The 25,763-nt window shown below is 68.0% G+C and carries 23 protein-coding genes and 1 rRNA gene; 9 read left to right on the forward strand and 15 right to left on the reverse strand.

What is annotated here, in order from left to right; genetic code table 11:
* From H613_RS0117730 to H613_RS27445, 4 genes are all read right to left on the reverse strand, one after another.
* Positions 1-126: ribosomal RNA gene (locus tag H613_RS0117730) — 16S ribosomal RNA — on the reverse strand; the annotation flags it as partial.
* A 1,058-nt stretch (positions 127-1,184) separates the two neighbouring features.
* Complete coding sequence (gene rpmA, locus H613_RS0117735) at positions 1,185-1,439, reverse strand: 50S ribosomal protein L27 (RefSeq protein WP_026924851.1); 255 nt, start codon at positions 1,437-1,439, stop codon at positions 1,185-1,187.
* Positions 1,440-1,450: 11 nt separating this feature from the next.
* On the reverse strand, positions 1,451-1,750 hold the full coding sequence (gene rplU / locus H613_RS0117740) for a 50S ribosomal protein L21 (RefSeq protein ID WP_026924852.1): 300 nt from the start codon (positions 1,748-1,750) through the stop codon (positions 1,451-1,453).
* A gap of 385 nt (positions 1,751-2,135) precedes the next feature.
* Complete coding sequence (locus H613_RS27445) at positions 2,136-4,358, reverse strand: Rne/Rng family ribonuclease (RefSeq protein ID WP_211234875.1); 2,223 nt, start codon at positions 4,356-4,358, stop codon at positions 2,136-2,138.
* 548 nt (positions 4,359-4,906) lie between these two features.
* Here H613_RS27445 and H613_RS0117750 point away from each other — a divergent pair.
* Together H613_RS0117750 and H613_RS0117755 are read left to right on the forward strand one after the other, a co-directional pair.
* Positions 4,907-5,596, forward strand: a complete 690-nt coding sequence (locus H613_RS0117750; RefSeq protein WP_026924853.1) for a hypothetical protein — start codon at positions 4,907-4,909, stop codon at positions 5,594-5,596.
* Between the two features lie 201 nt (positions 5,597-5,797).
* Positions 5,798-6,910: a hypothetical protein gene (locus tag H613_RS0117755; RefSeq protein WP_156926105.1), complete on the forward strand. Its 1,113-nt coding sequence runs from the start codon at positions 5,798-5,800 to the stop codon at positions 6,908-6,910.
* Between the two features lie 53 nt (positions 6,911-6,963).
* Here H613_RS0117755 and H613_RS29445 read toward each other — a convergent pair whose 3' ends face one another.
* Positions 6,964-8,631 carry a hypothetical protein gene (locus H613_RS29445; RefSeq protein WP_051393511.1) on the reverse strand — a complete coding sequence of 556 codons (1,668 nt, stop codon included), beginning with the start codon at positions 8,629-8,631 and terminating at the stop codon, positions 6,964-6,966.
* Positions 8,628-9,881, reverse strand: coding sequence for a type VII secretion protein EccE (eccE, locus tag H613_RS0117765; RefSeq protein WP_026924855.1), 1,254 nt, complete (start codon positions 9,879-9,881; stop codon positions 8,628-8,630). Before eccE ends, H613_RS29445 begins: the two co-directional genes overlap by 4 nt.
* Positions 9,882-10,011: 130 nt before the next feature.
* On the opposite strand from eccE, the gene H613_RS27455 reads away from it, so the two are divergent.
* Positions 10,012-11,352, forward strand: coding sequence for a S8 family peptidase (locus H613_RS27455; RefSeq protein ID WP_156926106.1), 1,341 nt, complete (start codon positions 10,012-10,014; stop codon positions 11,350-11,352).
* Between the two features lie 82 nt (positions 11,353-11,434).
* Here H613_RS27455 and H613_RS0117775 read toward each other — a convergent pair whose 3' ends face one another.
* Both H613_RS0117775 and H613_RS27460 read right to left on the reverse strand, forming a co-directional pair.
* Entirely contained in the window at positions 11,435-11,719 is a 285-nt protein-coding gene (locus H613_RS0117775; protein ID WP_026924856.1) for a WXG100 family type VII secretion target, read from the reverse strand.
* 34 nt (positions 11,720-11,753) lie between these two features.
* Positions 11,754-12,044, reverse strand: coding sequence for a WXG100 family type VII secretion target (locus H613_RS27460; protein ID WP_169732019.1), 291 nt, complete (start codon positions 12,042-12,044; stop codon positions 11,754-11,756).
* A 399-nt stretch (positions 12,045-12,443) separates the two neighbouring features.
* Here H613_RS27460 and H613_RS0117785 point away from each other — a divergent pair, with 399 nt between their 5' ends.
* Genes H613_RS0117785 through H613_RS0117795 form a run of 3 tightly spaced genes read left to right on the forward strand, consistent with a single transcriptional unit; the run spans position 12,444 to position 14,765 of the window.
* A complete protein-coding gene (locus H613_RS0117785; protein ID WP_156926107.1) occupies positions 12,444-13,016 on the forward strand; it encodes a hypothetical protein in 573 nt (190 codons plus the stop codon).
* Between the two features lie 17 nt (positions 13,017-13,033).
* Positions 13,034-14,035, forward strand: a complete 1,002-nt coding sequence (locus tag H613_RS0117790; protein ID WP_026924858.1) for a hypothetical protein — start codon at positions 13,034-13,036, stop codon at positions 14,033-14,035.
* Between the two features lie 13 nt (positions 14,036-14,048).
* Positions 14,049-14,765: a hypothetical protein gene (locus H613_RS0117795; RefSeq protein WP_156926108.1), complete on the forward strand. Its 717-nt coding sequence runs from the start codon at positions 14,049-14,051 to the stop codon at positions 14,763-14,765.
* 53 nt (positions 14,766-14,818) lie between these two features.
* Here the strand turns inward: H613_RS0117795 and H613_RS0117800 are convergent, their stop codons facing one another.
* Together H613_RS0117800 and H613_RS0117805 are read right to left on the reverse strand one after the other, a co-directional pair.
* Complete coding sequence (locus H613_RS0117800) at positions 14,819-15,208, reverse strand: hypothetical protein (RefSeq protein WP_026924860.1); 390 nt, start codon at positions 15,206-15,208, stop codon at positions 14,819-14,821.
* A complete protein-coding gene (locus H613_RS0117805; RefSeq protein ID WP_156926109.1) occupies positions 15,205-15,870 on the reverse strand; it encodes a hypothetical protein in 666 nt (221 codons plus the stop codon). Before H613_RS0117805 ends, H613_RS0117800 begins: the two co-directional genes overlap by 4 nt.
* A 420-nt stretch (positions 15,871-16,290) precedes the next feature.
* On the opposite strand from H613_RS0117805, the gene H613_RS0117810 reads away from it, so the two are divergent.
* Complete coding sequence (locus tag H613_RS0117810) at positions 16,291-16,833, forward strand: hypothetical protein (protein WP_026924862.1); 543 nt, start codon at positions 16,291-16,293, stop codon at positions 16,831-16,833.
* 50 nt (positions 16,834-16,883) lie between these two features.
* On the forward strand, positions 16,884-18,128 hold the full coding sequence (locus tag H613_RS29450) for a WXG100 family type VII secretion target (protein WP_051393515.1): 1,245 nt from the start codon (positions 16,884-16,886) through the stop codon (positions 18,126-18,128).
* Between the two features lie 123 nt (positions 18,129-18,251).
* On the opposite strand, the gene H613_RS30275 is transcribed toward H613_RS29450, so the two are convergent.
* The 3 genes from H613_RS30275 to H613_RS0117845 all read right to left on the reverse strand — a co-directional run bounded on the left by H613_RS30275 (position 18,252) and on the right by H613_RS0117845 (position 22,383).
* On the reverse strand, positions 18,252-19,775 hold the full coding sequence (locus H613_RS30275; protein WP_084546737.1) for a S8 family serine peptidase: 1,524 nt from the start codon (positions 19,773-19,775) through the stop codon (positions 18,252-18,254).
* A gap of 170 nt (positions 19,776-19,945) precedes the next feature.
* The gene (locus tag H613_RS0117840; RefSeq protein WP_026924865.1) at positions 19,946-20,653 is read right to left on the reverse strand and encodes a hypothetical protein; all 708 of its coding nucleotides are present in this window, start codon (positions 20,651-20,653) and stop codon (positions 19,946-19,948) included.
* Between the two features lie 17 nt (positions 20,654-20,670).
* A complete protein-coding gene (locus H613_RS0117845; RefSeq protein WP_211234873.1) occupies positions 20,671-22,383 on the reverse strand; it encodes a hypothetical protein in 1,713 nt (570 codons plus the stop codon).
* Positions 22,384-22,754: 371 nt separating this feature from the next.
* Here H613_RS0117845 and H613_RS0117850 point away from each other — a divergent pair, with 371 nt between their 5' ends.
* Positions 22,755-23,162: a hypothetical protein gene (locus tag H613_RS0117850; RefSeq protein ID WP_156926110.1), complete on the forward strand. Its 408-nt coding sequence runs from the start codon at positions 22,755-22,757 to the stop codon at positions 23,160-23,162.
* Between the two features lie 18 nt (positions 23,163-23,180).
* On the opposite strand, the gene H613_RS29455 is transcribed toward H613_RS0117850, so the two are convergent.
* Positions 23,181-24,599, reverse strand: a complete 1,419-nt coding sequence (locus H613_RS29455) for a plasmid pRiA4b ORF-3 family protein (protein ID WP_084546738.1) — start codon at positions 24,597-24,599, stop codon at positions 23,181-23,183.
* A 48-nt stretch (positions 24,600-24,647) separates the two neighbouring features.
* A complete protein-coding gene (locus H613_RS0117860; RefSeq protein WP_026924868.1) occupies positions 24,648-25,652 on the reverse strand; it encodes a hypothetical protein in 1,005 nt (334 codons plus the stop codon).
* Positions 25,653-25,763: the final 111 nt, after the last annotated feature.

Genomic DNA, 25,763 nt, shown 5'->3' on the forward strand with positions numbered 1-25,763 from the left:
AGGTTACCCACGTGTTACTCACCCGTTCGCCACTCGAGCACTCCCGAAGGAGCCTTTCCGTTCGACTTGCATGTGTGAAGCACGCCGCCAGCGTTCGTCCTGAGCCAGGATCAAACTCTCCAACCAAAACTTGAAACAAGTATGTGTCGAAGCATGCCCTGACCGATTATCCGGAACCACCGATCTCAGCAGACCAGCAGCCCCAAGGAAAAGACAGTCAAAAACAGTACCAACCAAACCACCCAGCACCTAGACCAAGCAATCCAGCCAGCCCGCACGCTGACCATCCAAACACCCTGTTGAGTTCTCAAACAACACGCCACAACCAAGCCTTACACTTTCGTGATTTGGCCTCAGCCGGAGCAACCTCTCAACTCTAGCAGCTGTTGATCCTCGTGCAAGTCCCAGGCTGATTAACCTGCGTCACACGCGATCGAGCCTCTATGAGTCTCTGAGATACCCGCGAATCAGCTTCCGGACCGCGCCAATACTCCTGAGAGTTTGTCGCTGGTCTCCGGCGGCTTCCGGACCGGCCTTGTTCGGCTGTTCCGTTCCCCCGCGGGCAGAGACAAATATACACGGGCTTAACGGGGCCTGAATCGGGGGGTCCCCTTGGATTCGGGTGCCGCTCTGAACAGGGACGACAATCGCGGTGGCCGCCAAGCTCCGAATGGAGTGGAGCCGGCCGGCCCTCAAGCCGCCTCGGCGAATCGGCGTGTGGGCCGCATGGGTTCGGCGGTCGTTCTTCAAGGCGGAGCGGTTCCGAAGTCGGTGTGCTCTATGCCATTCACTCGAACGGACGGGAATCAGCTTTATGGGTAGGGATTCGATTACAAATTGGCGATCTGCCATTGAGGCGTCACCGATTGCGTTCGCAATCGGTGAGCAGTGGACGGCGCCAGCGTGGGCGAGCGCGCTCGGCCGATACGGGGACGGTCGTCTTCTCCTACAGCCCCGAAGAGGTCGCGGCGCGCGTGCCTGGCGGATACGAGGGCGCGGTAGTTGCGGGGGCGAAAACGATGGTGTGGAGGCGGCAGGAGACGAGGCAAGAAGGGGCGGGCAGGCGGGCGCTGGGTATGGGCGGTGCGGTGGGCTTGCCAGTGTGTTCTTGCCGGTGCATACGCGAAACCGGGGACCGCCGAAAGGCGGTCCCCGGTTCCTCAAGTTCTGCGCGTGGGCTCTGACTACTCGCTCGGGACGATGTTCACGAGCTTGCGGCCCCGCTTGCTGGAGAACAGCACGCTGCCCTCGGCGAGCGCGAACAGCGTGTCGTCGCCGCCGCGGCCCACCAGGTCGCCCGGGTGGTACTTGGTGCCGCGCTGCCGGATGAGGATCTCACCGGCGTTGACGTGCTGACCCCCGAAGCGCTTCACACCGAGGCGCTTGGAATTGGAGTCGCGCCCGTTACGGGAGCTGGATGCACCCTTCTTGTGTGCCATCGGTCAACCCCTTACTTCTCGATCCCGGTGACCTTGACGCGGGTCAGCGGCTGGCGGTGCCCCTGGCGCTTGTGGTAACCGGTCTTGTTCTTGTACTTGTGGATCTTGATCTTCGGGCCCTTGGTGTGCTCGAGAAGTTCACCGCTCACCGTGACGCCGGAGGCGTCGGTGACCACAGTGCCTTCGTCGACGAGCATCACCGCAGGCAGCGTAAGCGTGTCGCCGGGCTCACCCTGAAGCTTCTCGACTTCGAGGACGTCGCCCTCGGCGACCTTGTACTGCTTTCCGCCAGTCTTGACGATTGCGTACATGTCGACGCTGGTCTCCTTGGGTCCTCCCCGGTGCGGGGAATTAGTTCCCCGCAGGGGAACGGTGTCTGTCAAACAATTGCGGTGTCGTCCACCTCTGCCGCGTCGCCGCGGCAGGCCCGCCGATCGAGCTCCAGGCCCGCTTCGGAGAGTGGGCGTATGCGCTCGACCTTCTGGTCTTCGACGCATCCGCCCCGCGGGGCTGTGCGCCGAAATCCGAACTTTCACGTCCCCCGCTTGCGCGGGGCGCGGACTTCCCCGCCGGAACGGGGAGGAAAAAGCTGAAGGCTCTGCAGGCCGCTCACTAGCGTACGTCATGTACGGGCCGGTTTCGGCATTGGGACCAGATCGACGCCGCGGACGTCACAGTCCGCGGCGTCGTCCCGGATCAATCCGCGTCGTTCCCGGCCTCGCCGTCGTGCTCGGTGCTCGATGCCGCGATCTTCGCAGTCTGCTCGGCTGCCGACTTGGGCTCGCCTTGCTCGTTCTTCTGGCCGGACTGCTTGCCCGACTTGGTGCGCTCGCGCTTCTTCTTGCCGCCGCCACCGTTGCCGTTGCCGTTGCCGTTCGAGGAGCCGCCGCGCTTCTTGGAGGTGCCGAGGATCTCGTCGGTGTGGACGATGACGCCGCGGCCCTTGCAGTGGTCGCACGGCTCGGAGAACGCCTCGATGAGGCCCTGGCCGACGCGCTTGCGCGTCATCTGCACCAGCCCCAGGGAGGTCACCTCGGTGACCTGGTGCTTGGTGCGGTCGCGGCCCAGGCATTCGGTGAGGCGGCGCAGCACGAGGTCGCGGTTCGACTCGAGCACCATGTCGATGAAGTCGATGACGACGATGCCGCCGACGTCGCGCAGCCGCAGCTGGCGCACGATCTCCTCGGCAGCTTCGAGGTTGTTGCGGGTGACGGTCTCCTCGAGGTTCCCGCCCTCGCCGGTGAAGCGGCCGGTGTTGACGTCGATGACGGTCATGGCCTCGGTCTTGTCGATGACCAGCGAGCCGCCCGACGGCAGGTAGACCTTGCGGTCGAGGGCCTTGAGCAGCTGCTCGTCGACGCGCTTCTCGGCGAAGACGTCCTTGGTGCCGGTGTGGCGCTTCAGGCGCGGCAGCAGCTCGGGCGAGACCCCTTCGAGGTACTTGTGGATCTCGTCGTAGGCGTCCTCGCCTTCGACGAGGAGTTCCTTGAAGTCCTCGTTGAAGACGTCGCGGACCACTCGGATGAGCACGTCGGGCTCGGAGTGGAGCACGGTCGGGGCGTTGCCCTTCTTGGCCTTGGCCTGGATCTCCTCCCACTCGATCTGGAGGCGGGAGATGTCGCGGGCCAGGTCCTCGGGGCCCGCTCCCTCGGCGGCGGTGCGGACGATGACGCCCGCGCCCTCGGGCACGAGCTTCTTCAGCGCCGCGCGCAGTCGGGTGCGCTCGCGGTCGGGGAGCTTGCGGGAGATGCCGGAGGCGTTGCCGCCGGGGACGTAGACCAGGTGGCGGCCCGACAACGCGATGTGGCTGGTCAGGCGCGCGCCCTTGTGGCCGACGGGGTCCTTGGTGACCTGGACGAGCACGGAGTCGCCGGGGCGCAGGGCCTGCTCGATGGAGCGGGCCTTCCCGGCCAGGCCGGTGGCGTCCCAGTTGACCTCGCCGGCGTAGAGGACGGCGTTGCGGCCGCGGCCGATGTCGACGAAGGCGGCCTCCATCGACGGGAGGACGTTCTGGACCTTGCCGAGGTAGACGTTGCCGACCAGGCCTTGGGAGCCGGATTTGGAGACGTAGTGCTCGGCGAGGATGTCGTCTTCGAGGACGGCGGCCTGGGCGCGGCCGCCCCGGACCCTGACGACCATCTGGCGTTCGACCGCTTCGCGGCGGGCGAGGAACTCGGCCTCGCTGACGACCTGGACGCGGTTGCGTCCGCCTTTGCGGCCGTCCCGGCGGCGCTGGCGCTTCGCTTCGAGGCGGGTGGAGCCGGAGACGCCGCGGACGTCGTCGTTGGAGGTCTTCTTCGGAGTGCGGACCTTGACGACGACTTCGGCGTCCGAGTCGTCGCGCTTGCCGCGGTCGGAGTCTTCGGCGCCGGCCCGCTTGCGGCGGCGGCGCCTGCGGCGGGTGATCTCGGGGCCGTCGGATCCGCCGGACTCGTCGTCGGCGTCGGCCGAGGTGTCGCCTTCGTCGTCGTCGTCCTCGTCGGTGTCGTCGTCGGAGGCGCTGTCGCCGCCCTTGCCGCGTCCGCGGCCACGGCGCCCGCGCCGTCCGCGACGGCGGCGGCGCTCTTCGGCGCTCTCGTCGTCGTCGAAGTCGTCGTCGTAGTCGTCGACGATCTCCTCGTCTTCGGGGGGTTCGGGCTCTTTGCGCTGCTGGGCCTTGGACTTCGAGGCGCCCTGCTTCTGCTGGCCCTTCTTGGGCTCGGCCTTCTTGGACTCTGTCTTCTTCTGGGCCGTCTTCTTCTGCGACCGCTTGGGCTCGTCCAGCTCGTCGCTCTCGCGTTCGGCGCGGCGCTCGGTCTTCTCGACCTTGGGCGGGGGTGCGAACACCGCCGCCGCCTGGGGGGCCGCGGAGGGACGGGTGCGCTCGGGTGCGGGCGCGGGTTCCGCGGGTTCTGGGTTCTTGGGTTTCTGCGGCGCCATGAAGGTGACCGCAGCCGCGGGCACCTGCTCGCGCGGCTCGTTCTCGCGCATGCGAATAAATCTCCATTCCAGCCGCTGCCCGGGCGCATGACGCGGTGTGCGTCCGCTGCCGCACGGGCGCGGCATCAGTAGTGCGGTCCTCCCACCTCGGCGGCGCCTGCGAGTCGTTCACCGACTCAGCGCCCCGTGCCGTTCGGACCGCACCGAAAGCCTCAACTCGCGCCGGGAAAACACCTCTGCCCCGGCCGAGTGCCGTCGCGTCCGCCACCGTGAGCAGTGCGGACAGGACCACTGCGTCGCACCGTCGTCTATATGTGCGGTACGACAAGGTCGAGTATCGCACACTCTGCGTCATTCGCCGAGTCGGACGGCAAGCCGGTGCCCCGCCTCTCAGTGAGGGCGCTCACGTTCAGTGAGGGTGAATCCCGCGGTTGGCACGACGGGGACCTGGTCCGCGTCCGATGTACTCGATAAGCTGGCCGCATTCGGCGCGCGGGCCCCATCCCGGCCCGCGGCGTGCAACCGACGCGGAGGTCACGGACATCGCAGTGCAGGTCATCGACTCCGAGGAGTCCGACGAGCCCGTAGGTGACGGCAAGCCCGACACCTACCAGGGGCGGCATCGCGGCGCCGACCGGTTCCGGCAGCTCGCCAGCGCGGGGGGCGTCCTCGCGGCGGTCGTCGTGCTCCTGGCGGGCGGCGGGACGCTGCTGTTCTGGATGAGCGGTCTGGGCGACGCCGAGCCGGACGTGGACGCCGAGGCGATCGGCGACCTGTGCGAACGGTTCGTCGACCCCGAGCTCCTGGCGCCTTGGGCGGACGTGGAGCAGGTGCGGGAGTCCTCCGAGCGCACCGAGAACGAGGTGCGCACCTTCGACTGCACCTATTCGGCCGAGCACACCGGCAGCGACGCGTACCGGCTGGTCACGTTCCTGGCGACGGTGCAGGTCTACGAGTCGGCCGACGACGCGCGGGCCGCCCACGCGGGCGTGCTCGAACTGGAGGCCGACGAGGGGCACGCGACGTCGTCGGTGAGCGGGGTCGGCGAGGAGGCCTCGGTGGCCGTCGTCGAGGGCGGCGAGGAGGCCGAGCTGCGCCTGCACGCCCAGGAGGCCAACGTGACGGTGAGCGTCAACTCCTTCTTCACGGGCGTGCCGCCCGAGGGCGGGGACCAGCGGCAGCTGGCGGTGGATCTGGCCGGGGCGCTCATCGACGCGCTCCCCCGGGACGGGAAATGACCGACACCCCTCTAAGCTGGCCCTGACCGCCTTGGCGTCAAGCTGACACGCCGAAAATCGATCGCGGAGGATATCGTGAGCGCCACACCACCCTTTGGCCCCGCTTATGACCAGTCGCCGGACGAGGGCCCGCGGCGCGGTTCACACCAGTGGGAGCCGCAGGCGGGCGCTCCGCGCGGGGCGCAGGGTGGTCGCGGTCAGGTGCCCGGTCCGGACCGGGACGGGCAGCGCCCGCAGGCGGGCAGGCCCGCATCGGGCCAGGGCCGCCAGATGCCCGCGGCGGGCGGCAGGCCGCAGGCCGGCGGGGGTCCGCAGGCGGGAGGCCCGCAGGCCGGTCGCGGCCAGGCCCGCCCGCAGCAGTCGCCGTACACCTCGCCGCAGACCGGCGGCCGCGCCCAAGCGCCGCAAGCACAGCCGCCGCACTCACCGCAGCCGCAGTCACCGCAAGCACAGTCGTCGCCGCCGCGCCCGGCGCAGCCCTACCAGCGCCAAGAGCCGTCCGAGTACGGCTCCCCGCGTCCGCCGCAGGCCGCTGCGGCCGAGCAGACGCGCGCGCCCGAGCCGTTCGAGGAGGCCGCGTTCGCCGACGCGCCGACCGGCTCGTGGGGCGACGAGGAGGGCACGACCGCGATCGGCAAGCTCGGGTACGTCCCCAAGGAGCCCCGCAAGCGCTCGGACTTCCAGAAGAAGCGCAGCCGGGCCCGCAAGACGAGCCCGATCCCGAAGATCATCGCGGCGATCGTCGTGCTGGGCCTGCTGGGCGGGGCCGGCTGGTGGTGGTTCAGCCGCGACGACTCCACCGGGGAGCAGACGCAGGAGGCCGAGTCGGGCCTGACCTACGGCAAGAGCGAGGACCCGTGCTCGCTGGCCGACGCCGCGCCGCTCGAGCAGTACACCGGCGACGTGGAGGCGGAGGCGACCGCCGCGGCCGAGCAGAAGAACAGCGGCTGGGAGCAGTCGTGCACGCTCACGTACGGGGCCGTCGACAGCGCCGTGGCGCTGCTGGAGTTCGAGGCCGTCTCGTACGACTCGGACGCGCGGGCGTCGGTGAGCTTCGAGATGAGCACGGGCGGGATCACCGGATCGTGGACGCAGGTGGACCCGGCGCCGGAGATCGGCGCGCAGGCCGCCGCGGTGGTGGCCATCCCCGACGACGGCGGCACCTCGAACTACCAGCTGCACGTCCAGGACGGCAACGTCTACCTGATCGTGCGCCTGGCCCTGGTCGACTCCGGGCTGGACCAGCAGGGCCTGACGGACCTGACCGTCCAGCTGGCGGACTCGTACCTGGCCGCGTGGCGGGACGCGTCCTGACGCGGGCATGACGAAGGCGGGCAGAGAGGTCTCTGCCCGCCTTTCGCGTCAGCTCAGTACGTGCGCATGGGCGCGCCGAACATCTGCGCCTCGATGGAGGTCGGGGCGCACCACAGGTACTTCTCCTTCTGGCCCTTGCGGAGCATGGCGATCATGTCGTCGTGCAGCATCTGGAGCCATTGCAGGACTTCCTGGTTGACGCGGATGCTCGACCGCGCGATCTGGGCCTCCTCGGCGGTGAGCCGCTGAAGGACGGTCATGTGGGCCTCGGAGGTGAGGTTGTCGGCGTAGTTGGTCAGGCGCGGCAGCACCGTCAGCTGGGTGCGCCAGGGCCCGAGGATCGACTTGGTCTGCGAGCCGCGCTCACCGACGTCGTAGACGTACAGCGCCGGTGAGTGCTGGCTGGCCTCGACGGTGACCGGCTGGTCGCCGTGGAGGACGGCGAGGCGGTCGTTGCGGTTCGTGGCCGACTCGCCCAGGCCGTTCCACTCCTGCGGGCGCGTGGTGCACACCGCGACGCGCGTGCCGAGCGCGAGGGCGCGGAAGACCAGCAGCCGCGCGAGGTAGACGCCGCCGATGAGGTTGATGCGGGTCTCCTCGGGCCGGAAGAACGGCGCGACGACCGGGACCTGCTCGGCGTCGCGGCCGATGACGAGCCCGGCGGGCGGGCTGGCCGAGGTCATGAGCTCCAGGGCCCGGGCGGTGGGGATCTGCGGCGTGGAGCGCAGCGGCTCGATGGCCCGGCCCGCGTCCGAGGCGGTCTCGACGGCGCGGTCGGTGACCGGCAGGCCGTAGACGGTGCCCTCGGTGGGGCCGGCCGAGACCTGGGAGACGCCGAACAGGCCCGCCGAGGTGGGCATGGCGCTGACCGGGCCGCCGCTGAGGGGGGCGGCGCCGGAGTAGGGCATGCCCGAGTACGGCTGGGCCGAGGCGGGCTGGCTCGAGAACGGCTGCCCGGAGACCGGGCGGGCCGCGGGCTGGCCGGAGACCGGCTGGGCCGACACCGGGGAGATCTGGGAGACCTGCGGGGCCGAGACCGAGGGGCCGGAGACGGGCGCGGCCGAGACCGGCGCCGAGGACGGCGGCATCGGCGGTTGCGAGACCGACGGCGGCGGCGAGGGCGGCGCCGACTGCGGCGCGACGGCGGGGCGCTGGCCCGTGGGCGGCCCGGCCGGGGGCCGGGCGGCCGGAGGCTGCGCCGTCGGAGGCTGGGTCGTGGGGGGCTGCGGCGCCTGCGGCTGCGCGGTCTGCGGCTGCTGGGACCGCGGGGGCTGCGGCGCCCGGGGCGGCGCGGCCGGAGGCTGGCGGGGCGGCTGCGGCGCGGCGCCGCCGCGTCCCGGTGACGCGGGCGGCTGCCCTTGGCGTCCAGGGGAGGACGGAGGCGGCGGGGTCTGGCCGCCGCCGTAGGTGCGCGGCGCGGCGGGCGCGGGCGGGCGCGGCGTCTGCTGCGGCGGGGAGGCGGCGGGCGTCCGCGGGGGCGAGGCGGCCGGTCCCCTTGCGCTCGGAACCCCGGTGCTCGGTCCGCCGGCGCTGGGGGCGCCGCGGCGGGCGACCTTGACGGTGCCGCCGTTCTCGTCGTCGACCGCGGGCGGGGACTGCGGCTCGCCCCGCTCCTCGTCCTCGTCGTCGCTGTGGTGGCGGCCGCTCCCGTAGGAGCCCCCCTGATAGGTGCCGCCCTGGTAGCTGCCGCCGCCGTAGACGTTGCCGTTGCGGTCGCTCATCGGGGACCTCCTCCGGTCGGGGCGGACGCGTACGCGGCCGGGCCGTGTTCGCCGTCGAGCCGCTGCAGTCGGACGCCGAGCTGGTCGGCGACATTGAGCATCTGGTTCTGCGCCGACTCCCACGACGCCTGGTCGAGCGCGAGGCGGACCACGGCGTCGACGGCGAGCTGGCGGCCGGTGACGCGGCCGTCGGGGTTGACCTTCCCCGAGGTGCCCGCCGTGACCACGATGGAGACGGTCACGAACGCCGCCGGGACGCCCGAGAGCGAGTCGACGGTGCGGTGCAGCGCGCTGGCGTCGCTGGGCCACTTGGTGATCCGGTAGGCGACATGGCGCAGGCCGTCGGCGTACCAGTGGTCCCAGTCCTCGGCGGTGCGCTCGCCGGGCACGGGCGCGAAGGCGACGCCGAGCGACTGCTGGACGGCCTCGCGCACGCCCTCGGCGTCGAGGATCCGGTTGGGGACGCCGACGTTGCCGAGCAGTTTGCTCACACGCTGAGCCGTGGAGGCCAGCGCCTTGTACACGCCGTCGACCTCGCCGCCGCGTTCGGCGGTGGCCTCGCGGGCGTCGCGGGCGCCGAGCCGGACGGCCAGCCACGCCTTGTGGTGGACGACGGCCGGGTAGTCGCCGAGCAGTTCGCGGTAGGAGCGGGAGGCCGCGCTGCCGTCGTAGGCGGCCAGGCCGACCGGGGTGGTGTGGCCGACGAGCTGGACGGCGGTGACCGGCACCGACGTCTCGTCGAAGAGCCGCTCCAGGCGCTCCAGCGGGATGGCCTTGGTGACGCCGTCGGTGCTGCCGATCTCGATGGCGGAGAACCAGCCGCCGTTGTCGTGGCCGATGCCGACGTTCTCGTCGCGGTCCTCGACGCCGGTGATGCCCAGGTCGGGGGCGACGCGGTGGAGGACCTCGGTGAGCTGCTCGGGGTCGAGCTCGCGGACGCGGCGCCGGAGCCTGGAGCGCAGCGGCACGGTCTGGTACCACCAGTAGTCGCCCTTGCGCCAGAACACGACGACCAGGACGAGCAGCGCGAAGGCGCCGCCCGCGGCCTGCACCGGGAGCGGGAAGGCCAGGCAGGCCAGGGCGACCGTCAAGGCGATCTCGATCGCGATGAGCTGCGCCACCGTGAGCGGGCCGAGCCTGCCCGAGGAGCGCGTCGTGAACACGACCGTCTCGCCGGGAGCCGGTCCGTCCTGCTGCGCCTGCACAGACGCGGTGCCGCGAGCTTGCTGCTGCCCCTGCAACATCGTCATTTTGCGACGTCTCCTCGTGAAGCTGAGTGGTCCGTATCCATCGTAAGCGGACGAGTCCACCCCGCGGTGACCGCCCGAGGCGTGGTGCGGGTGAACCTGCTCGTTGGCGGCCCGGGTCTAGACTGTGCGGGTGCGATTCCTCCCGCGTCTTCCTCTCTATACCGCGGTCGCCGCGCTGACGGCGACCTGCACGGTGCTCCTGACCGCGATGCCGGCCTCGGCGGAGAGCCTCCGCGAATGGGCGGAGGGGGTCGGCGCCAACCTGGATCCGGTCACGTGCGAGACCCCGGCCAGCGACCCCGGCGAGCAGATGAACGGCACGCCGTGGCACGTGACCGCCTCCGGGCTCGAACAGGCGCACGAGCACAACACGGGCTTGAGGGCGGACGGGACACCGGTGAAGGTGGCGGTGATCGACTCGGGCGTCGAGGACGGCCATCCCACGTTCGACAGCAACGTCCTGCCAGGCGCCGACCCCTACGATCCCGAGACCGACGGGCGGTGCGACGCCGCCGGGCACGGCACCGCCGTCGCGGGCATCATCGCCGGCGGCCACGACGACGTGGGGTTCATGGGCGTCGCCCCCGACGCCCAGATCATCCCGTTCCGCCTCTTCCCCACCGGGGAGGAGGGCGGCAACAACATTGAGATCTCCATACAGATCGCGGCGACGATCGAAGCCGCGGTCGAGGCGGGGGCCGACGTCATCAACATCTCGATCGCGGTGCTCAAGAGTGATGAGCTTGAGGCCGCCGTCGAGCACGCCTGGAACGAGGGCGTCCTCATCGTGGCCGCTACGGGCAACGAGAAGAAGTACATGGACGACGAGAAGAACGACATCGCCAGCGATGAGGAGACGTACTACCCGGCGAACTACCCGAAGGTCCTCGCGGTCGGCGCCAGCGACATCAACGGCGCGCTGTACGCCGAGGAGAACTACGGCGACAACCTGGACCTGATCGCCCCGGGCGAGGGCATCTCCGTCCCGGACAACAGCGGCGAAGGATACGTCCCGAACGTCTCGGGCACGAGCTTCGCCGCGCCGCACGTCGCCGGGGCGGTGGCGCTGCTCATCGGCAAGTACGGCGACCTGGCCACGCCCCAGTGGATCACCGACCGCCTCTTCGAGACCGCCACGCATCCGGCCGACGCCGACGGCTTCAACGAGTTCCAGGGCCACGGGCTGCTGAACATCCCGAAGGCGCTCACCGCGTCGGAGAGCGCCGAGGGCGACGAAGAGGCCACGCTGCCGCCGTTCGAGCCGCGGCAGATCGAGGCGATGGAGGTGGGCTACGACCCGCTGGCCGACGAGAAGACCCTCGCCTGGGCGAGCCTGGGCGCCGCGGCCGTGCTGATCACGCTGGTGCTGGTCCTGAAGAAGATCGTCCCGAGCGGACGCCGACGCGGCTGGAGGCCGGGGACCCGCAAGAGCGACAGACTCCCGGTGAAGACCGAGGCGGACACGACCTGACGAATCGGGAGCGCAGGCAGCGAGAAACCCGGGCGATCCCGCGATCGGCCCGGGTTTCTTTTTCGCTCTGACGAGGAAGCCTCTAGCCGAAACGAGAAGCGTTGGCGGCCTCGGTCTCCATGTAACGCTCCTTGGCGTTGTTGACGGCGGTGCCGACGCCCTGGAGGATCTCGTTGATCTTCGCGAAGGCGTTGTCCCACTGGACCTTCGCCTCTTCGTAGGCGACCTTGTCGTCACCTTCCCAGTCCATCGCGTCGAGCTGGGTACGAAGGTCGGCGAGCGTGCCTTCCATCTCGCCAGACTGCGACTGGATCTGAGCGGTAGCCGATTCGAGCTCCTCATAACTGAGGGCAATACGTCCACCCATAACGGTTCACCTCTTTCCTTGGTGCGGGGGTTGTCTAGAGTTCGCCCTCGAAGGCGCTGAAGTCCGAGCCGGAGGCCTCGTCCTGGTCGGAGGTCGCCTGGGCGCTCGAGTCGAGCTGGTCGGCGATGTCCTGGAGCGCGTCGAGCAGCTTGGCCGCCTGGACGTCCCAGTTCTCCATGACCCGCTGGAACGCGCCGGCGCCCTGACCGGTCCACGACGCGGCCAAGTCCGAGCAGAGGTTCTTGAGGCTGTCGAGGTTCCCGTCGACAGACTCCTTGGCATTCAGGGTGTCGATAGCAGCTTGACGGACTGTTTCTTCATCCATCGCGACAGAGCCGGCCATCGTCTCACCTCCATGTGGTTGAACCGGGGGCTGCGGCGCTAGGGATCTAGAGCCGTCAGGGGTATCCCAGTGAGTTTTCAATCGATTCCGCAGTCACCATAACCCGTCCGTGCAAACTCACCGGGCTGGCGGTGCGTCTCTTAGTTTACAAGCGGTGACCGGGACCGTGTATCCCCACATCGTGCCAAGACCCACAAGCCGTGACGAACCGCCCTCGGCCTGGGCCCAGGCGCACTGACCTGGCCGATTCCCGGCGACGAGACCCTCCGCACGCTCAGTGACCATTTCGGACCTGTGGACAGCACTGAGCGCAGCGGCCTTGTAACATGACCGAGAGTTACAAACCCGGCAAACCCATCCCCACCAAGAGGAGCCCCACCCTTGGGAACAGAAGTAGACCCCAGCGCGCTCACCATGATCGGCGAGATCACCTTGCCGTACATCGCCGACTTCTACGACGAGATGTCCAACCGCCTCGGAGCCATCGGGCAGACCGCCGGCACAGGCCTGATCCCCGACCAGGAATCGGGAGCGGGCAACGCGCTCGGCGAGGCGATCATCACTTGCCACCGCTTCCTCTACGCCGTCACCGAGGAGACCGCCGACAGCCACCGCGCGGTCGGCCGCGCCGTGGCCGAGGCCGGCTACGACTACCAGCAGGCGGACGAGGAGAGCGCCGCGGAGTTCAGCATCTCCGAGGAGGAGATCACCGACAGCACCGCAGACCACTTCGAAGACGTGGACGCGGGAGAGTACGACTACGCCGACAGCGAGTGGGACAACAACCTCTTCGAATCCGATTCCCACACCGGCTCGAACTACGAGGCGGCGCTGTCCGAGGAACCCGTGCAACCGGTCGACTACCAGGATTACGAGATCAAACCGGCCGGTGCCGACCGAGGCTCGGAGATGAACGAATGGGCTGAGCAGACCTACGGCGTCGAGGCGGACTAGGAAGGCGGTGATCGACGATGGCGACATTCAAGGACTTCGAGAGCATGATCGAGACTCCCCCACCGGACCGAGGGGAGCTGAAGTCGATGCTCGCAGAGCTGCATGAGCTGGTCAGAGATCGGTACATCTCGGTGCGGTACCAGGACTTCTTCGACGAGAAGTACCCCGGCGGCAACCCCACGGTGGCCAAGGAGGAGCTCATCCTGCCCTTCCGGACCAACATGACCGAGGCCGAGGACCAGGAGCTGCTCAGCTGGTGCTCGACCTCGGCCTCGGACTGGATCGACCAGGTCGGCGAACGCATCGACCTGATCCTGGACAAGAACGAGGAGGAGCTGCTGGACCTCTCGGTCGACCTGCACGAACTCGGCGGCGACTACGTGAGCGCCTATGACAACGTGAAGATGCACATCGTCACCGACCGCTGCGAAGAGTGGCAGGACGACGCGGGCGCCGCGATCCGCGACAACTACTCCGACCACCTCAGTGACTCCACGCTGAACCAGGCGGCCATGGCCTACGCGCTGGCGAACTCGGCCTACATGGACTACTCGATCATGCTCAAGATCCGCAACCACATGGACAACATGATCCAGACGGCCGGAGCGGCCCTCGCCAACGGGACGGACCGCTCGGGCGAGTTCAAGGCTGTGCTCGGCTGGCTGACGGTCATCGCGATCGCGGCCTCTGCTCCAGCACTGGCGGGGACCACAGGGGCGACCACATTCGCCAACATCGCATGGGGTGCCTCTTCGTTCGGTGCCATCGCCGGATTGTTCCAGCTGGATCCCGCCGAGAACGAGCCGCACATGTCCAGCAACGATCCCGACAGCCTGAAAACGGAGATGTTCGATGCCTTCGACCAGGTCGAGGAGGTCGTGCGGCAGGACCGAGAGAAGCTTGCAAACGGACTGATGGAGTTCTTCCAAGAGTTCGACGGCAAGTTGAACTCCGGAGATCCCTCAACATCGAGCCAGGTAGTGCCCAATCCGAACGGAGTCGAGGGGATTCGTCTCTGACATGTTCAAAGCCATGAGCAATCGAAGATTCGCCGCGACCGTAGCCCTCGGGCTGACCGGGATGCTCGTGCTGGGCTCCTGCGACTCAGATGAAGAGAATGAACCCGAACCTGCCTACTCAGGTCTGACGGACTTCTGCAACGACCTCCAATATCAGGCGCTCGAAGACGAGTTCGGAGTGATCGAGCCGTGGGCCTCCCAGGAAGACCTGGATGGGATCCTCATGACCTCGCAGGACCCTCCGTCTCTGCAATGCGGAGCACGCTCCTATTACACGGCTGATGAGGTGCTGACCGCTCACCTGAACTTCAGCGCCTTCCTCGAACATGGGTCGTACGGCCTCGATCTACCGGAAGAGGCTGCTCCATGGCTCTCACCGAGAGTCGTATATCCAGGAGGCAATGCGGTAGATCCAGGGACGGAACTTACCTCAGTCGAGCAAGGGCTTATCAGCAAGGGCGAGTCCAAGCAGACCGGGCAGACCGAATTCGACTCGATCACCTACGCGGCGTTCCAAGCGGATCAGCTCGGTCTCTCATGGGACCCCAAAGGCGCGGGCGAGGTCATCTTCGCCTGGTATGAGGACGAGAACCTCCTCATCGAATTCTGGCTACAGGTCACCGACGAGCTCTATGACGCCTCACCGGACCCGGAGTACCTGATCAGCATCTTGAACGAGACCGCCGAGGAGATCCGCCAGCAGCTCGAGTACACGCCCGCCGGGGGATGACGCCGGACGGGCGGTGGCGGCGCGGGTGCGGGTTGCGCCGCCACCGTTGGTCGTCACTCGGCTCTGGCGTGTTCTTCGAGGAGGCGACCCCGGTGGTGCCAGGTGAAGCGGGCTATGTCACGGATGGTGGAGGCCACTCCCTCCTCCCTCGACCAGTCCCAGTGGTTGCGGTCGGCGATGTAGAGGAGCGGTTCCGGATTGTCGAGGCATGTGACGTGGCCGAGGAGCGCCGGGTGGCGGTCGGTGAACGTCAGGCGAAATCTCGGGCGGTTCGGGATGAGCGCGAACTGAATCTGGCGGTCGTCGACGATGCGGGTGGCCAGGACCGGCAGGTCACCCTCGATCGGCTCGCCGAGCTCGGAGGCGTGGTCGACCATCAGCGGGACGTCGCGGACGAGTCCGGCGAGGTAGGCGATGCTGGCGCGGTGGGGCGGGAAGCTCACAGGACGCCACCTCCGGTCGCCGGGTGCTGGGCGTCGAAGTTCAGCTCGAAGGTGGAGATGTAGCCGTTGCCGGTCCTCGGTGCGGGGAGCGGCGGGGCGGATGGAGACGGTTTGCGGTGCTGTTCCTCCTCTTCATCGGCAGACGGCGCGAAGACCGCGACGATCCACTGGACGAGGCGGACGACGAAGGCGGCGGTCCTGCTTTCGCGGTCGACGGCCGCGCTGCGGGTGGTGTGCGCGGCCGCGAGCGGCTCGGAGTCGATCAGCCAGCGCTCCCAGGCGTCCTCCTGGAGCGCGGTGAACCCGAAGGACAGCTCGAAGTCGTCCGCGTACCGGTCCGCGGCTTCGGCATCGGGCCCGACCCAGAAGCGGCGGTGACGTCCGGGACGGGGCTTCTCCGCTTCGGGCGGAAGCGGGTCGGGCAGTTCGTTGCGGCGGTGCCGACCGGTGCGCCGGTCCTGGTACCAGCCTGGGGTGCCGTACGCGCCGGGATCCTGCGGATCGTGCGGCCTACCGCCGATCTCGAAGGTGTCGCCCGGACGGTGTCGGAGGTGGTCAGGCTCGTAGTACGGCTCGCCTGGACCGAAGCCCGGAGGGTAGACGCGCGCAAACTCGTGGTGGTTTTCAGGCAGCACGGGATAGCGTATGGTCGTAGAGGTCAAGGGAGGTTTCCTCTCTTGATTGGGTGCCACCCGGCGGAATCAGTTTGGCGACAGAGGCCGCCGGGTGGCGTTTACATGGTTCCATATTCGGTTGTCCGGTCTGTGAGCAGTGGGTGTAACCGACTCTTGTTTGAAGCTTCAGCTTTCCGTCACTCACGGAACTGGTTGACATACTCCTCGCATGTTGACTCATGATTGCAAGCGTGTCAACCTTCATGCGTTCTCGGCGTGTCGCGCCGCCTTCCGTCCCTTGTGCTTCAACCTCCCCCTTTCGTGCCAAACCGTCCAATCCAGGTCAGGACTGGTTGCACCGGCTCGGTATGCTGGACTCAGCACAAGGCGCGGGGCCGTGCCCGCCAACAGAGTCGCCCGGCCCGACCAGCGATACCCCCTGACCGAACTTCCTTGAGGTGAAACCCGATGACAGCATTCATCGAAGGCGACAACGGAGAACGGATCTACGTCGTCCAGGACAACTCCGCCGACGGCTACTCCCTGTACTCCTCGGTGGAGGGCAAGCTCATCCTGGTCGACGAGGATGCGGTCAGCAATCTGAGCACCAAGCTCTCGGGCATCCAGACCGAGCTCACCGACACCAGGGAGCTCGTGACCAACGGCGACCTGACGCGGATCCGCTCCATAACGTTCGCGATGATGCCCGACATCCAGTTCCAGCAGGTGGACGCCCTGAACCTCAAGCTCGGCGGCTTCGACGACGCTCTGGAACTCCAGAAGGCATACCGCGAGGTCTACTACAAGGGCAAGGCCGACCAGGTCGAGCGCATCAACCACGGCTACGCGACCGGTGAGCAGGTCAGCCGGGACATCATGCAGACCTACCTCGACGAGGACGGCAACGTATCGGCCACCGTGGATCAGGTCGGCTCGGAGTTCTCGAACAGCGACGGCATCACCGAGTCCGACGTCAACGAAGCCGAAAACGACTCCAACCCCCCGGTCTAAACCGGCTTCATGATCCAACTCAGCCTGAACCCCAAGGAAGGAGTCCGGTTATGGCTAATGGCAAAGGCTTCGACTACTACCGCAATAACTACACTCACACGCAGCTCTGGGAGATGTTGATCACTCAAGGCGACCCGTGGAGTGTCGAGCAGGCGGGCAGCGTCTGGAGCACTGCCAAGGGTGGCCTCGAATCCGCTCGGGACCAGCTCGACGCCAGCATGCTTGAGACGGTCGATTACTGGCAAGGCCCCGCTTCTGAAGAGTTCCAGCGCCGCATGCGTCTCGTCTACGAGTACAGCAAGACGACCGAAGAAGAGATGATGGATGCGGCCGAGAACACGGTTCCGCAGATGGCGCAGGACCTGAGGGACGCACAGGGCAAAGCTCAGGACCAAGATCTCTCCCCCGCCAGCGAGCTTGAGTACGAGGACTGGCTGGAAGAAATCAAGAACGTCAAGCCAACGGACCCTGACTACCTGGAGAAGCAGGAGCAGTACCGGAACGAGTACGAGCAGTACAAGTCCGATCGCCACGACTCGATGGCACACATTGTGGCCGACCTCGGCGATCTGTACGCCACCCACACGAACAGGATCGATAAACCCCCGGCAGCGCCGCCCAGCGACATGCCCGGTAACTCCACCTATCAGCCGCCCACCGGCGGCGTGTTCGGCAACGACGGGTTGAACCAGGCGGGCGCGAACCCCATGGCTCCGGGCTCGGATCCGAACTCGACCACAACAGACCTCAACGGGGACGGCATCCCCGATGACAGCCAGGACGACCTCGACCCGGTCGACCCTTGGGAACCGGGTTCCTACGGCGACCTCGACTCCGACGTCTCCGGTGGTCTGGCCCACGGAACCATACCCACCATCGCTGGAGGCGGCGGCTACACGCCCTCCACTGTCGGCGGTGGCGGCATGGGCGGCAGCCTCACCGGCGGCACCGGTGCCGGCCTGTTCGGGCCCGCGAAGGGCAGCGGTGCGGGTTCGGCGCCCGGCCGCGGAACCGGCGCGGGCAACAGCCCCGCGCGTAACGGAGCCACCAAGTCGTCCGGCTCGTCGAGCACGCGCAGTGGGTCCGGAAGCGGTCGCGGCAGTGGAGGCGGCCGAGGCATGGGCTCCAACTCGTCCGGTCGCGGCATGAACCGTGGCATGGGTCCGCGTGGCGGTACCCGGTCCGGGTACAACGACGATGACGAGGAAGAAGAGTACACGCGCGAGACCTGGCTGAGGGAAGACGACATGAACTGGAGTCGCAACCGCACTCCAGATGACGAAGTCGACGACTGACAGCCGGCGAACAGCACGAGTGAGGGGCGAGCGGCCTAGGCCGCTCGCCCCTCACTCGTTGTCCGGTATCGCGGATCGTGCAGAACGCTTCAGACGGTGCTGTCGCTGTCTGAAGCGTCGCGATCAGCGTCCTTGGTTGGGATCGCCGCCCGGTCCCCACGGAGGACTCGACTCGCCCCTGTTCATCGGCGGGCTGTACTGCTGCGGTCCGCCGGTTGATGGAGGAGGACTGAAGTTCTGTCCTCCGCCGGGAGGCGGCCCGTACTGCGGCGGATTCGGGCCGGTCTGCGGGTAGCCGCCTTGGACCGGAGGCTGCTCGCCACCGAAACCACCGGGCTGGCCGGACTCGACCGCTTGCTTCCGGCTGCGGCCTCGAAGCACCAGCCATACCGCGATCGCGGCTCCGACCAGGACAACCGCAGCAGCGACAATGATGATCGTGGAAAGCCCGGTGCCGGACTTCTCAGCGGCCGAAGCCGAAGGAGCGGCTTCGGCGGGCTCTTCGGATCCGCCTTCAGCGCCCCCGGAAGCCTCTTCGTCGGTTCCCTCTCCGCTGGTCCCGGGCTCCCCCATCGGGTAACCCAGCGGGTTCTCCTCGACTGTCTCGATGTCTTCGGCGTTGACAGCCTGGTCGACGTCGATAAGGCCATATCCGAGCGCATCGGTGCGGTTGCTGCCGCTGCCGTCTCCAGCGGTCTGGATCAAGCGTTGAATGGCATTGTTGCCGTCCAGCTCAGGGTTCCCAGCCAATACCAGCGCCACGGCTCCGCCTACGATTCCGGTACCGAGGGACGTACCTTCGCGTGCGTGGTAAAGCTCCTGGTCGGTGTCATCGCCCCAGCCAAGCTCCTCTTCCTGCGCTACTGGGACGGTCATTGCGGAAGACGGAGCGGCTACGACGACTTCCGGTCCGGTGGTGCTCCCCGACCAAGGGCCCCCACTTTCATCGGTACCGGCGACAGCGACAACACCAGGGATTGAAGCGGGGTAAGGAATCGGCTCAAGATCAGGATCGTTACCGGTACCTGCGACCACCACCACGCCTTTGTCGATGGCGTATTGGATTACCTCTAGAAACTCTTCACGAGGTTCACTGCCGATGACCACCCATGGCATTGCCAAGACATCTGCGCCATTGTCAACAGCCCATCGAATGGCTTCAACCTCGTTTTCTCCACCGGCACCACCAGTGAGCCCATCCGATGCGGGGTCTGCACCGGTACCGTCTCGCACTGGCAGGATCGTGGCTTCTGGCGCTACTGACAACACCATGGCGGCAACAGCAGTACCGTGTCCGTCCTCATCGTTCCAGGCGTCTTCCTCTTCAGAGAAGACCGAGTACCCACGCTCAACGCTCTTGCCTTCGAAGAACGGGTGTTCAGACATGCCGGTGTCGATGACGGCGACCGTGACGCCCTCGCCCTTGGTGGTTTCCCACGCTCCGGGGGCTTTGATCTGGTCGGTGACCCAGGCGTTGTCACTCGTGAGCTGGTCGTCCTGGGCCAGCGCGGTTCCCGGCGCGGCGACGATGGCGGCGGCCAGTGCGAGCGTGCCTATTCCGGCACCGACGGCCGCCCTTGCGCGGCTTGAGAAATCGGTACGGCGGTATCTGCGTTTCGGGGGTGCTGGGTCGAGAGGTGTCGCCATAGGTATGGCCCCTTCCGTAGGTGAACCGATACTGCGCTGTCCGCTCTGTCCCACAAGATACCGGACCAGCCTCCCACTCGCGAATCCCAGCTTGTTGTCAGCCCGTGGTAGCAGCCTCGGGCCTTGAATCACGCGCTTCGGTGAGAAGCTGCCGGACTCGGCCAGGCCCGTCAGCCGCCTCCGAACGTCACGCTCGCCGCTTCGGCGTAAGCGCCGAAGAGGTCGAGCGCGTGTGTCCGGGGGTCGAGTTCGGTCTGGTCGCCGTTCCCGGGCGTCATATAGGTGATCTGCGCCGAGAAGTGCAGGTTGCGATGGAGGGCCTCGAACTCGTAGCGGAACAGCCGCCCGTCGTCGGCCTCGCCGCTCGGTTCACAGTCGGATATTTCCCAGCAAGCGAGCTCACCGCGCAGCGGTTCGTCGTACTCGTTGGTGAGGAACGCAGCCCAGTCGGTCTCTTCCAGCGGCTGCTCGACCACCGCACCGGAGTACTGCCAGTCGTCGGGGTAGCCGGTGGTGTCGGCGAACTCCAGACGGAGCGTGACCATGTCGAGCCCCTCTTGCGCTGCTTCGGGCACGCCTGTCGGGTCCACGTCGCAGTGGCCTCCGGAGTCGAAGCCCACCGCTTCACCAGGGTGCTGCTCGTCGACCTCGTATTCGATCCGGTCGGCATTGACCGGCTGAAGCTCGGCGAGCCAGCTCGCGCAGAAACCCTCGTCCGGGTCGATGACGTATTCGCCGTCGGGTGCGGCAGAGGCCGACGTGGTCGGCTCCTCAGACGGCTCGGACCCCTCGGGCTCATCCGAGCCGCCGCATCCCGCGACGGTCAGCAGTAGAGCGCCGATGAGCAGTGTCGGCGGTCGGCCACCTTGCCGCCTCATACGACCGGTCCGCCTCATCAACTCAGCTCCGTCTCGTAATCGGTCTCCTGGCCGTGTCCCGCCTCGGATCCCCCGAGCGCCGGGTGGCCCTCGTGAGGATCGTATGTGTTCCGCTCGGTGTCGCCCGCGTAGCCCTTGGCGTCGACGTCGTACTTCTGGAAGCTCTCGTCCTCCCAGTCGTCCATGATCCGATCGAATGCATCCTGCGACCCGTCGTCCGCCACGGCATAGGCGTCGGCGGCCTCGGTCACCTGGTCTCCGGCTAGATACAGGCGCCCGCAGGCGGTCTTGACGAACTCGATGAGCTCATCGCGGGCCTCGATCAGATTGGTGTCGGCGCTGGTGGCCTCGCCGTCCTTGTCGGACAGGCTGGCATCGGCGGCGGGCACGCGGCCGATTCTGGGCAGCAGCTCCTCATAGATCTCCCCGCACTCATAGCACGCCTGGGCGATCTTGAGGATGTTCTCCACCGTCGCGGTGTAGCCGTCTTCTCCGCGGGCGTCGCCCTCGGGGGAGTTCTCGGTCAGGTCGTAGAGTTCGAGATTGAAGCTGTGGACGCCGTGGATCTCGGTGCGAAGCTCGTTGACCTCCACCGCGTACTCCGCTTCCCTGTCGGCCAGGTCGTTGTTGGTCTGCTCCACCTTGTCGTTGAGCCCGCCGACGATCTCGGAGAGTTCCTGGGCATACTCCACGGTCGTGGTCTTCCCCAGCAGGTTCTCTCCCGCGAACCCGATCAACGCGATGCTCGCGCCCACCGCTCCGCCGACGACCGTCCAGCCGCCGGAAATGGCGATGGCGCTCCCGATTCCCTGCAGGATCTTCCACTCGGCCACGTTGTCGTGCGTCACCTTCACCTCGGCGTCCACCGCCTTGGTGGCCGCCTGGATCGCATGGAGCGGGTTATTGCGCCCCATCTCGATGATGGCCGACCGCACCGCGTAGAGGTTCGCGAGGCAGCCGAGGATCGAGGACTGGTTGTTGATGGTGGGCACCACGGACGCGAAGAAACCCGACTTGGCGCGATCCGCGGACAGGCCGGTCCAGCCCGTCCACCAGTCCTGGCCCATGCCGTTCGCGCCGGCGAGGGCGTCGGCCTTCTGGGCCATGTCCCGGTCGCCCACGGCGGTGAACGTGTGATCGGAGTCCGAGCCCGAGCCCTTCTCAAGCCCGAGTGCCCCTCCGATGTCGAGGAGTGAGTTGTATGCCTCGTTCAGGCCGCCTTGGTCGTGGGCGTCGAACAGCGGCAGCTGGTAGAAGATGTGCTCGCACTCGCCGAAGGCCCAGTCGTCGATCTGGCCGAGGACCGCGCCCATGCCGCATTCGATGTTCGGCGGTATGACCACGGTCTGTCCGCTGGCCGTGTCGACCAGTTCCACGTTCTCCGTGGTTCCCGTGGCGCCCTCGCAGCTGACCGAGCCGATGCTCCCGTCCTGTTCGCCCTTCGCCCATTCGATATAGGAGCACCCTTCGACGATGTGGTGGCGTGCGGGCAGCTGCCAGTACTCCCACGGCGACCCGGCCGCGCTGGGCGCGACCTCGCGGCGGAACTGCGTGGGGAAGTCGAACTCGTCCTGTTCGATCTTCTCGGCCACTTCTTTGCGCCAGCGTTTGGCGAGGGCCTTCTGGAACTGGTCGAGCGCCGCACGCAGCGTCGTGGAGAAACTGGTATCGGCGATGTAGTCGGTCATCTCGTGGACCTCGGCAATCCTGTCGGGGGTGGGGGTCGACAAGCCATCGGGGGTGGTTTGAGTCATAGTGTAGTAAAGCCCGTCCAATCGGGACCATCTGTCGTGCGGACGGGGACGGCCCGAACGATCTCTCGGCCGGTCCTGGTATGCCGCACACGAACTCGGAGCGGCACCCAGTCCCGTAGGCGATTCGCGCTCGGTCTCATATCATCGATATGGACGGATCGGGCGTTTCGCGACGGTCCGGCTGCGTCCGATGGATCGCCCCAATCGTGTACCCGAGCGGCACACCTGCACTGATACGTTGATTGCCGGTCCGGACACGACAGATCGGAGACGAGTGCGCATCCCGCCGACTCCCCTGCCGCGCGGTCGGATCCGTGAATGCCGAGTGGACTGCTGCGGGGCTTCGGATGGCTGACGACCGCCCGTCCCGCAGGCCGCCGGGGTCCGTGGTCGCCGCCGCCGTCTTGATGGCGGTCTACTGCACCGGTTTCCTGGCGTTGCAGCTTCTTCTCGACGACGGCTGCGGCGCCCGCAACATGGACTGCGACGGTTTCGGCGCCGTCACCGATGTGTTCACCGGCGACGCCTTCGCCGGGGTCGTGCTCAACATCTTCATCGTCTACGGCCTCGTGCACGGCCAGAGATGGGCGCGGATCTGCGCGGTGGGCTACTACGGGCTCGTAGCGGGGTTCGTGATCGGGTTCTGGCCGGTCATGGCCGGTGTCGGCATCGTGTCACTGGCGCTGGGCGTGCCGTGCGCGGTCGTGATCGTCGTGCTGCTCGTGTGCCGTCCGGCCCGCCGTTGGACCGAATGAGCGGGGTCCTCGGCGCGCTCACTCGGGCATCGCGTCGATGTGGAGGCGGGCGTTGACGTCTACCGGGTCGAAAGGCTTCAACGCTTCGGGGTCGTGTTCGCCGATGAGTTGGCGGTGGTCAGGGTGCCCGGGGTCGGCCAGGGCCGCCTTGAGCCGCTGCCAGGATTCGACGCCGCCCGCGTCCTCCGGCGGTGCCGCCTCCTCCCCCGCGGTGCAGCGGGGGTAGGCCGCGCCCGCGTCCGGTTCTCCCACGGCTTCGACGGTCACCGTGTGGTCCCAGTTGTCGGTGAAGTCGTACAGGTACGTCATCTCGTCGCCCGGCGCGGACAGGACCTGCTCCAACGCGGCTTCGGCCTCGTTCTGGCAGTCGAGTTCGGCGTTCGCGCTGAATTCGCCGGACTCGGCCACGAAGCAGTGGGAGTGCGAGCCGGTCCAGGCGAAGGCGGTCTGGAGGACCGTGTGCAGCTCGGCCAGCGAGGTGTCGGCGGGGACTTCGAGGCGGCGCCAGATCGGCGGGTCGGTGCGTTCCAGCGCGACGTGCAGCCGCAGGATCCGGGCGTCGCTTTCGCGGGCGGCCGGGGGCGGCGGGCCGGTCTGGTGGCGCGCGGGGACGTGGCCGCCGTGTTCGGGCGGGTCGCCCACCAGGCCCGCCTCGTTGAGCCTTCGGCCCAACAGGATGATCCGGCCCGGCATGAGGTCTTCTTCGAGGTCGTCGCCGGGTGTGTCGTCATCCTCGGCCCAGTGGTCGAGGGTGGTGCCGATCGCGCCGTCGAGGAAGATCCGCGCCTGCTCGCGGTCGAGGTCCTCGGCCACGGTCGTCACGTCGTCGATGAGGTCGCCCGCTTCGATGCGCCGGACGAGTTCGCCCACGTGGTCGGGCGGGACGGGGTCGAGCATCGTGATCGCGCCGCAGTCGGTGTAGTCGACGCCGACGAGGAAGCCGTGCTCCTCCTCTGAGCGGCGGAACAGCGCCAGCAGCCACGCCTCCACGCGGTCGCCGGGGACGGTGATCCTGGTGAAGCGGGTCGGCTCGACCGGTTGGGAAAGCGCCGGCACCCACACCGGGTCGGCCACCCCGGCCTCGCCGAGCGCGGCGTCGGCCTGCCTGGCCAGGTCGGCGAGGGTGCGGTCGGGGCCCAGGCCCATGAAGGCCAGGAGGGCGCGGGCGCTGGTGTCGCCCTGGTTCGCGACGTCTTCGACGAGGCGGACGGCCGCCTCGCCCGAGTCGAGCAGTTCGAGCCCGGCGAGCAGGCCGAGGATGGCGCCCCCGGCGAGTTCGGCCTCGAAGGGGTCGGTGACGGTGGCGAGGTCGTCGCCGATGGCGGCCATGTGCGGCCGCATCATCGCCAGGAGTTCCTCGATCTGGCCGCTCGCACGCCTGGCAGCGGCACGGTGTCCGATCCTCTCGACGCGCCGCCGCTCCCGTCGCCCGGTCATAACCCCATGCTGTCACCTCGGCACGGCGCTGGGAAGCCCTCGTGAAACTCAGTCGAGTTTCGGGCAGGCGAGGCCCACCACGGTGTCGTTCTCGGGCGCGACGCCGCCCTGGGGCGCCAGGCAGTGGACGCGGGGGTCGACGCGTTCGAGGCAGCCGCTGTCGACCTCGAGTTCGGCGCTCTCGCCGAGGACGAGGTGGAGGCGCAGCTCGTCCTGGCGTTCGGCGCTGATCGAGGCGGCGCCGCCCGCGGTCGTGCCGTCGTAGACCAGCCGGTAGCCGTCGGTGCTCCAGGCGGAGCGGACGGCGGCGGCGTAGGCCGCCTCGCCGGTCGGGCCCGCGAAGGCGGCGAGCTCGTAGGCGATGCGGTAGCGGAAGGTGCTGAGCCCGGCGTCGGTGCGGTAGCCGCAGGAGGTGACCTGGACGGTGCGGGCGTCGAAGCCGGGGAAGGTGTCGGCGCTCGTGAGGGTGGCCGTCACGGCCGCCTCCATGCGTGCCCATACGTCCGATTCGTCGTATTCGCCCACTGGTGGTCCGGTCTCGGTGGAGGCGGTGACCCAGCGGTCCATCGAGGCGGCGACGCCGACGGCGAGCACCGCGGCCAGGCCCCAGGCGAGGCCCTCGACACTGGCGACGCGGCGCGCGGTCCGCGGCCGGTCCTCGCGGAGCCAGCGCTTGGCGCGGGGGGTCATGGCGAGGGCGAGCCCGGCGAAGGCGGGCGGGCCGACGGCGACGAAGAATTCAAGGCCCGCGGCGATGGACCCGCCGGGGTCGAGCGGGGTGAGCAGCAGGATCTGCTGGACGGCGACGAGCACGCCCGCGCAGGCGAGGTACAGGCGGGCGCGGTGGCCGCCGCGGGCGAGCCACACGACGGCGAGGAGGTTCACCGGGATCGAGGGCACCAGGACGATCAGGTACGACAGGCTCCGGTCGAGCAGGTCGGTCTCGACCCCGCCGTTCATCCAGGCGAAGCTCTGGAGGCCGCGCCACACCCACACCCACAGGTACGCGGTGAGGGCGGTCTGCGCGAGCAGGACGAGCCGCAGTGTCTGCACTTGCCAGGGCGGCCGGGGACGGGGGCCGCCCGCACGACGGACGAATCGCATTCGGGCCCTTGCCAACAGGAATGATGCGAGACGTTCCCGCATCCGGGCCGAGCATACCGG

The sequence above is a fragment of the Glycomyces arizonensis DSM 44726 genome (assembly GCF_000482705.1).
Taxonomy (GTDB): Bacteria; Actinomycetota; Actinomycetes; order Mycobacteriales; family Micromonosporaceae; genus Glycomyces; species Glycomyces arizonensis.

Bases quoted from the DNA above. Each gene is read 5' to 3' on its own strand.
- H613_RS27445 (WP_211234875.1), bottom strand. From the start codon at position 4,358: ATGGCGCCGCAGAAACCCAAGAACCCAGAACCCGCGGAACCCGCGCCC.
- eccE (WP_026924855.1), bottom strand. From the start codon at position 9,881: ATGACGATGTTGCAGGGGCAGCAGCAAGCTCGCGGCACCGCGTCTGTG.
- H613_RS29445 (WP_051393511.1), bottom strand. From the start codon at position 8,631: ATGAGCGACCGCAACGGCAACGTCTACGGCGGCGGCAGCTACCAGGGC.
- H613_RS29455 (WP_084546738.1), bottom strand. From the start codon at position 24,599: ATGACCGGGCGACGGGAGCGGCGGCGCGTCGAGAGGATCGGACACCGT.
- rpmA (WP_026924851.1), bottom strand. From the start codon at position 1,439: ATGGCACACAAGAAGGGTGCATCCAGCTCCCGTAACGGGCGCGACTCC.
- H613_RS0117795 (WP_156926108.1), top strand. From the start codon at position 14,049: ATGAGCAATCGAAGATTCGCCGCGACCGTAGCCCTCGGGCTGACCGGG.
- H613_RS0117775 (WP_026924856.1), bottom strand. From the start codon at position 11,719: ATGGGTGGACGTATTGCCCTCAGTTATGAGGAGCTCGAATCGGCTACC.
- H613_RS27460 (WP_169732019.1), bottom strand. From the start codon at position 12,044: ATGGATGAAGAAACAGTCCGTCAAGCTGCTATCGACACCCTGAATGCC.
- rplU (WP_026924852.1), bottom strand. From the start codon at position 1,750: ATGTACGCAATCGTCAAGACTGGCGGAAAGCAGTACAAGGTCGCCGAG.
- H613_RS0117850 (WP_156926110.1), top strand. From the start codon at position 22,755: ATGGCTGACGACCGCCCGTCCCGCAGGCCGCCGGGGTCCGTGGTCGCC.
- H613_RS0117790 (WP_026924858.1), top strand. From the start codon at position 13,034: ATGGCGACATTCAAGGACTTCGAGAGCATGATCGAGACTCCCCCACCG.
- H613_RS30275 (WP_084546737.1), bottom strand. From the start codon at position 19,775: ATGGCGACACCTCTCGACCCAGCACCCCCGAAACGCAGATACCGCCGT.
- H613_RS29450 (WP_051393515.1), top strand. From the start codon at position 16,884: ATGGCTAATGGCAAAGGCTTCGACTACTACCGCAATAACTACACTCAC.
- H613_RS0117840 (WP_026924865.1), bottom strand. From the start codon at position 20,653: ATGAGGCGGCAAGGTGGCCGACCGCCGACACTGCTCATCGGCGCTCTA.
- H613_RS0117810 (WP_026924862.1), top strand. From the start codon at position 16,291: ATGACAGCATTCATCGAAGGCGACAACGGAGAACGGATCTACGTCGTC.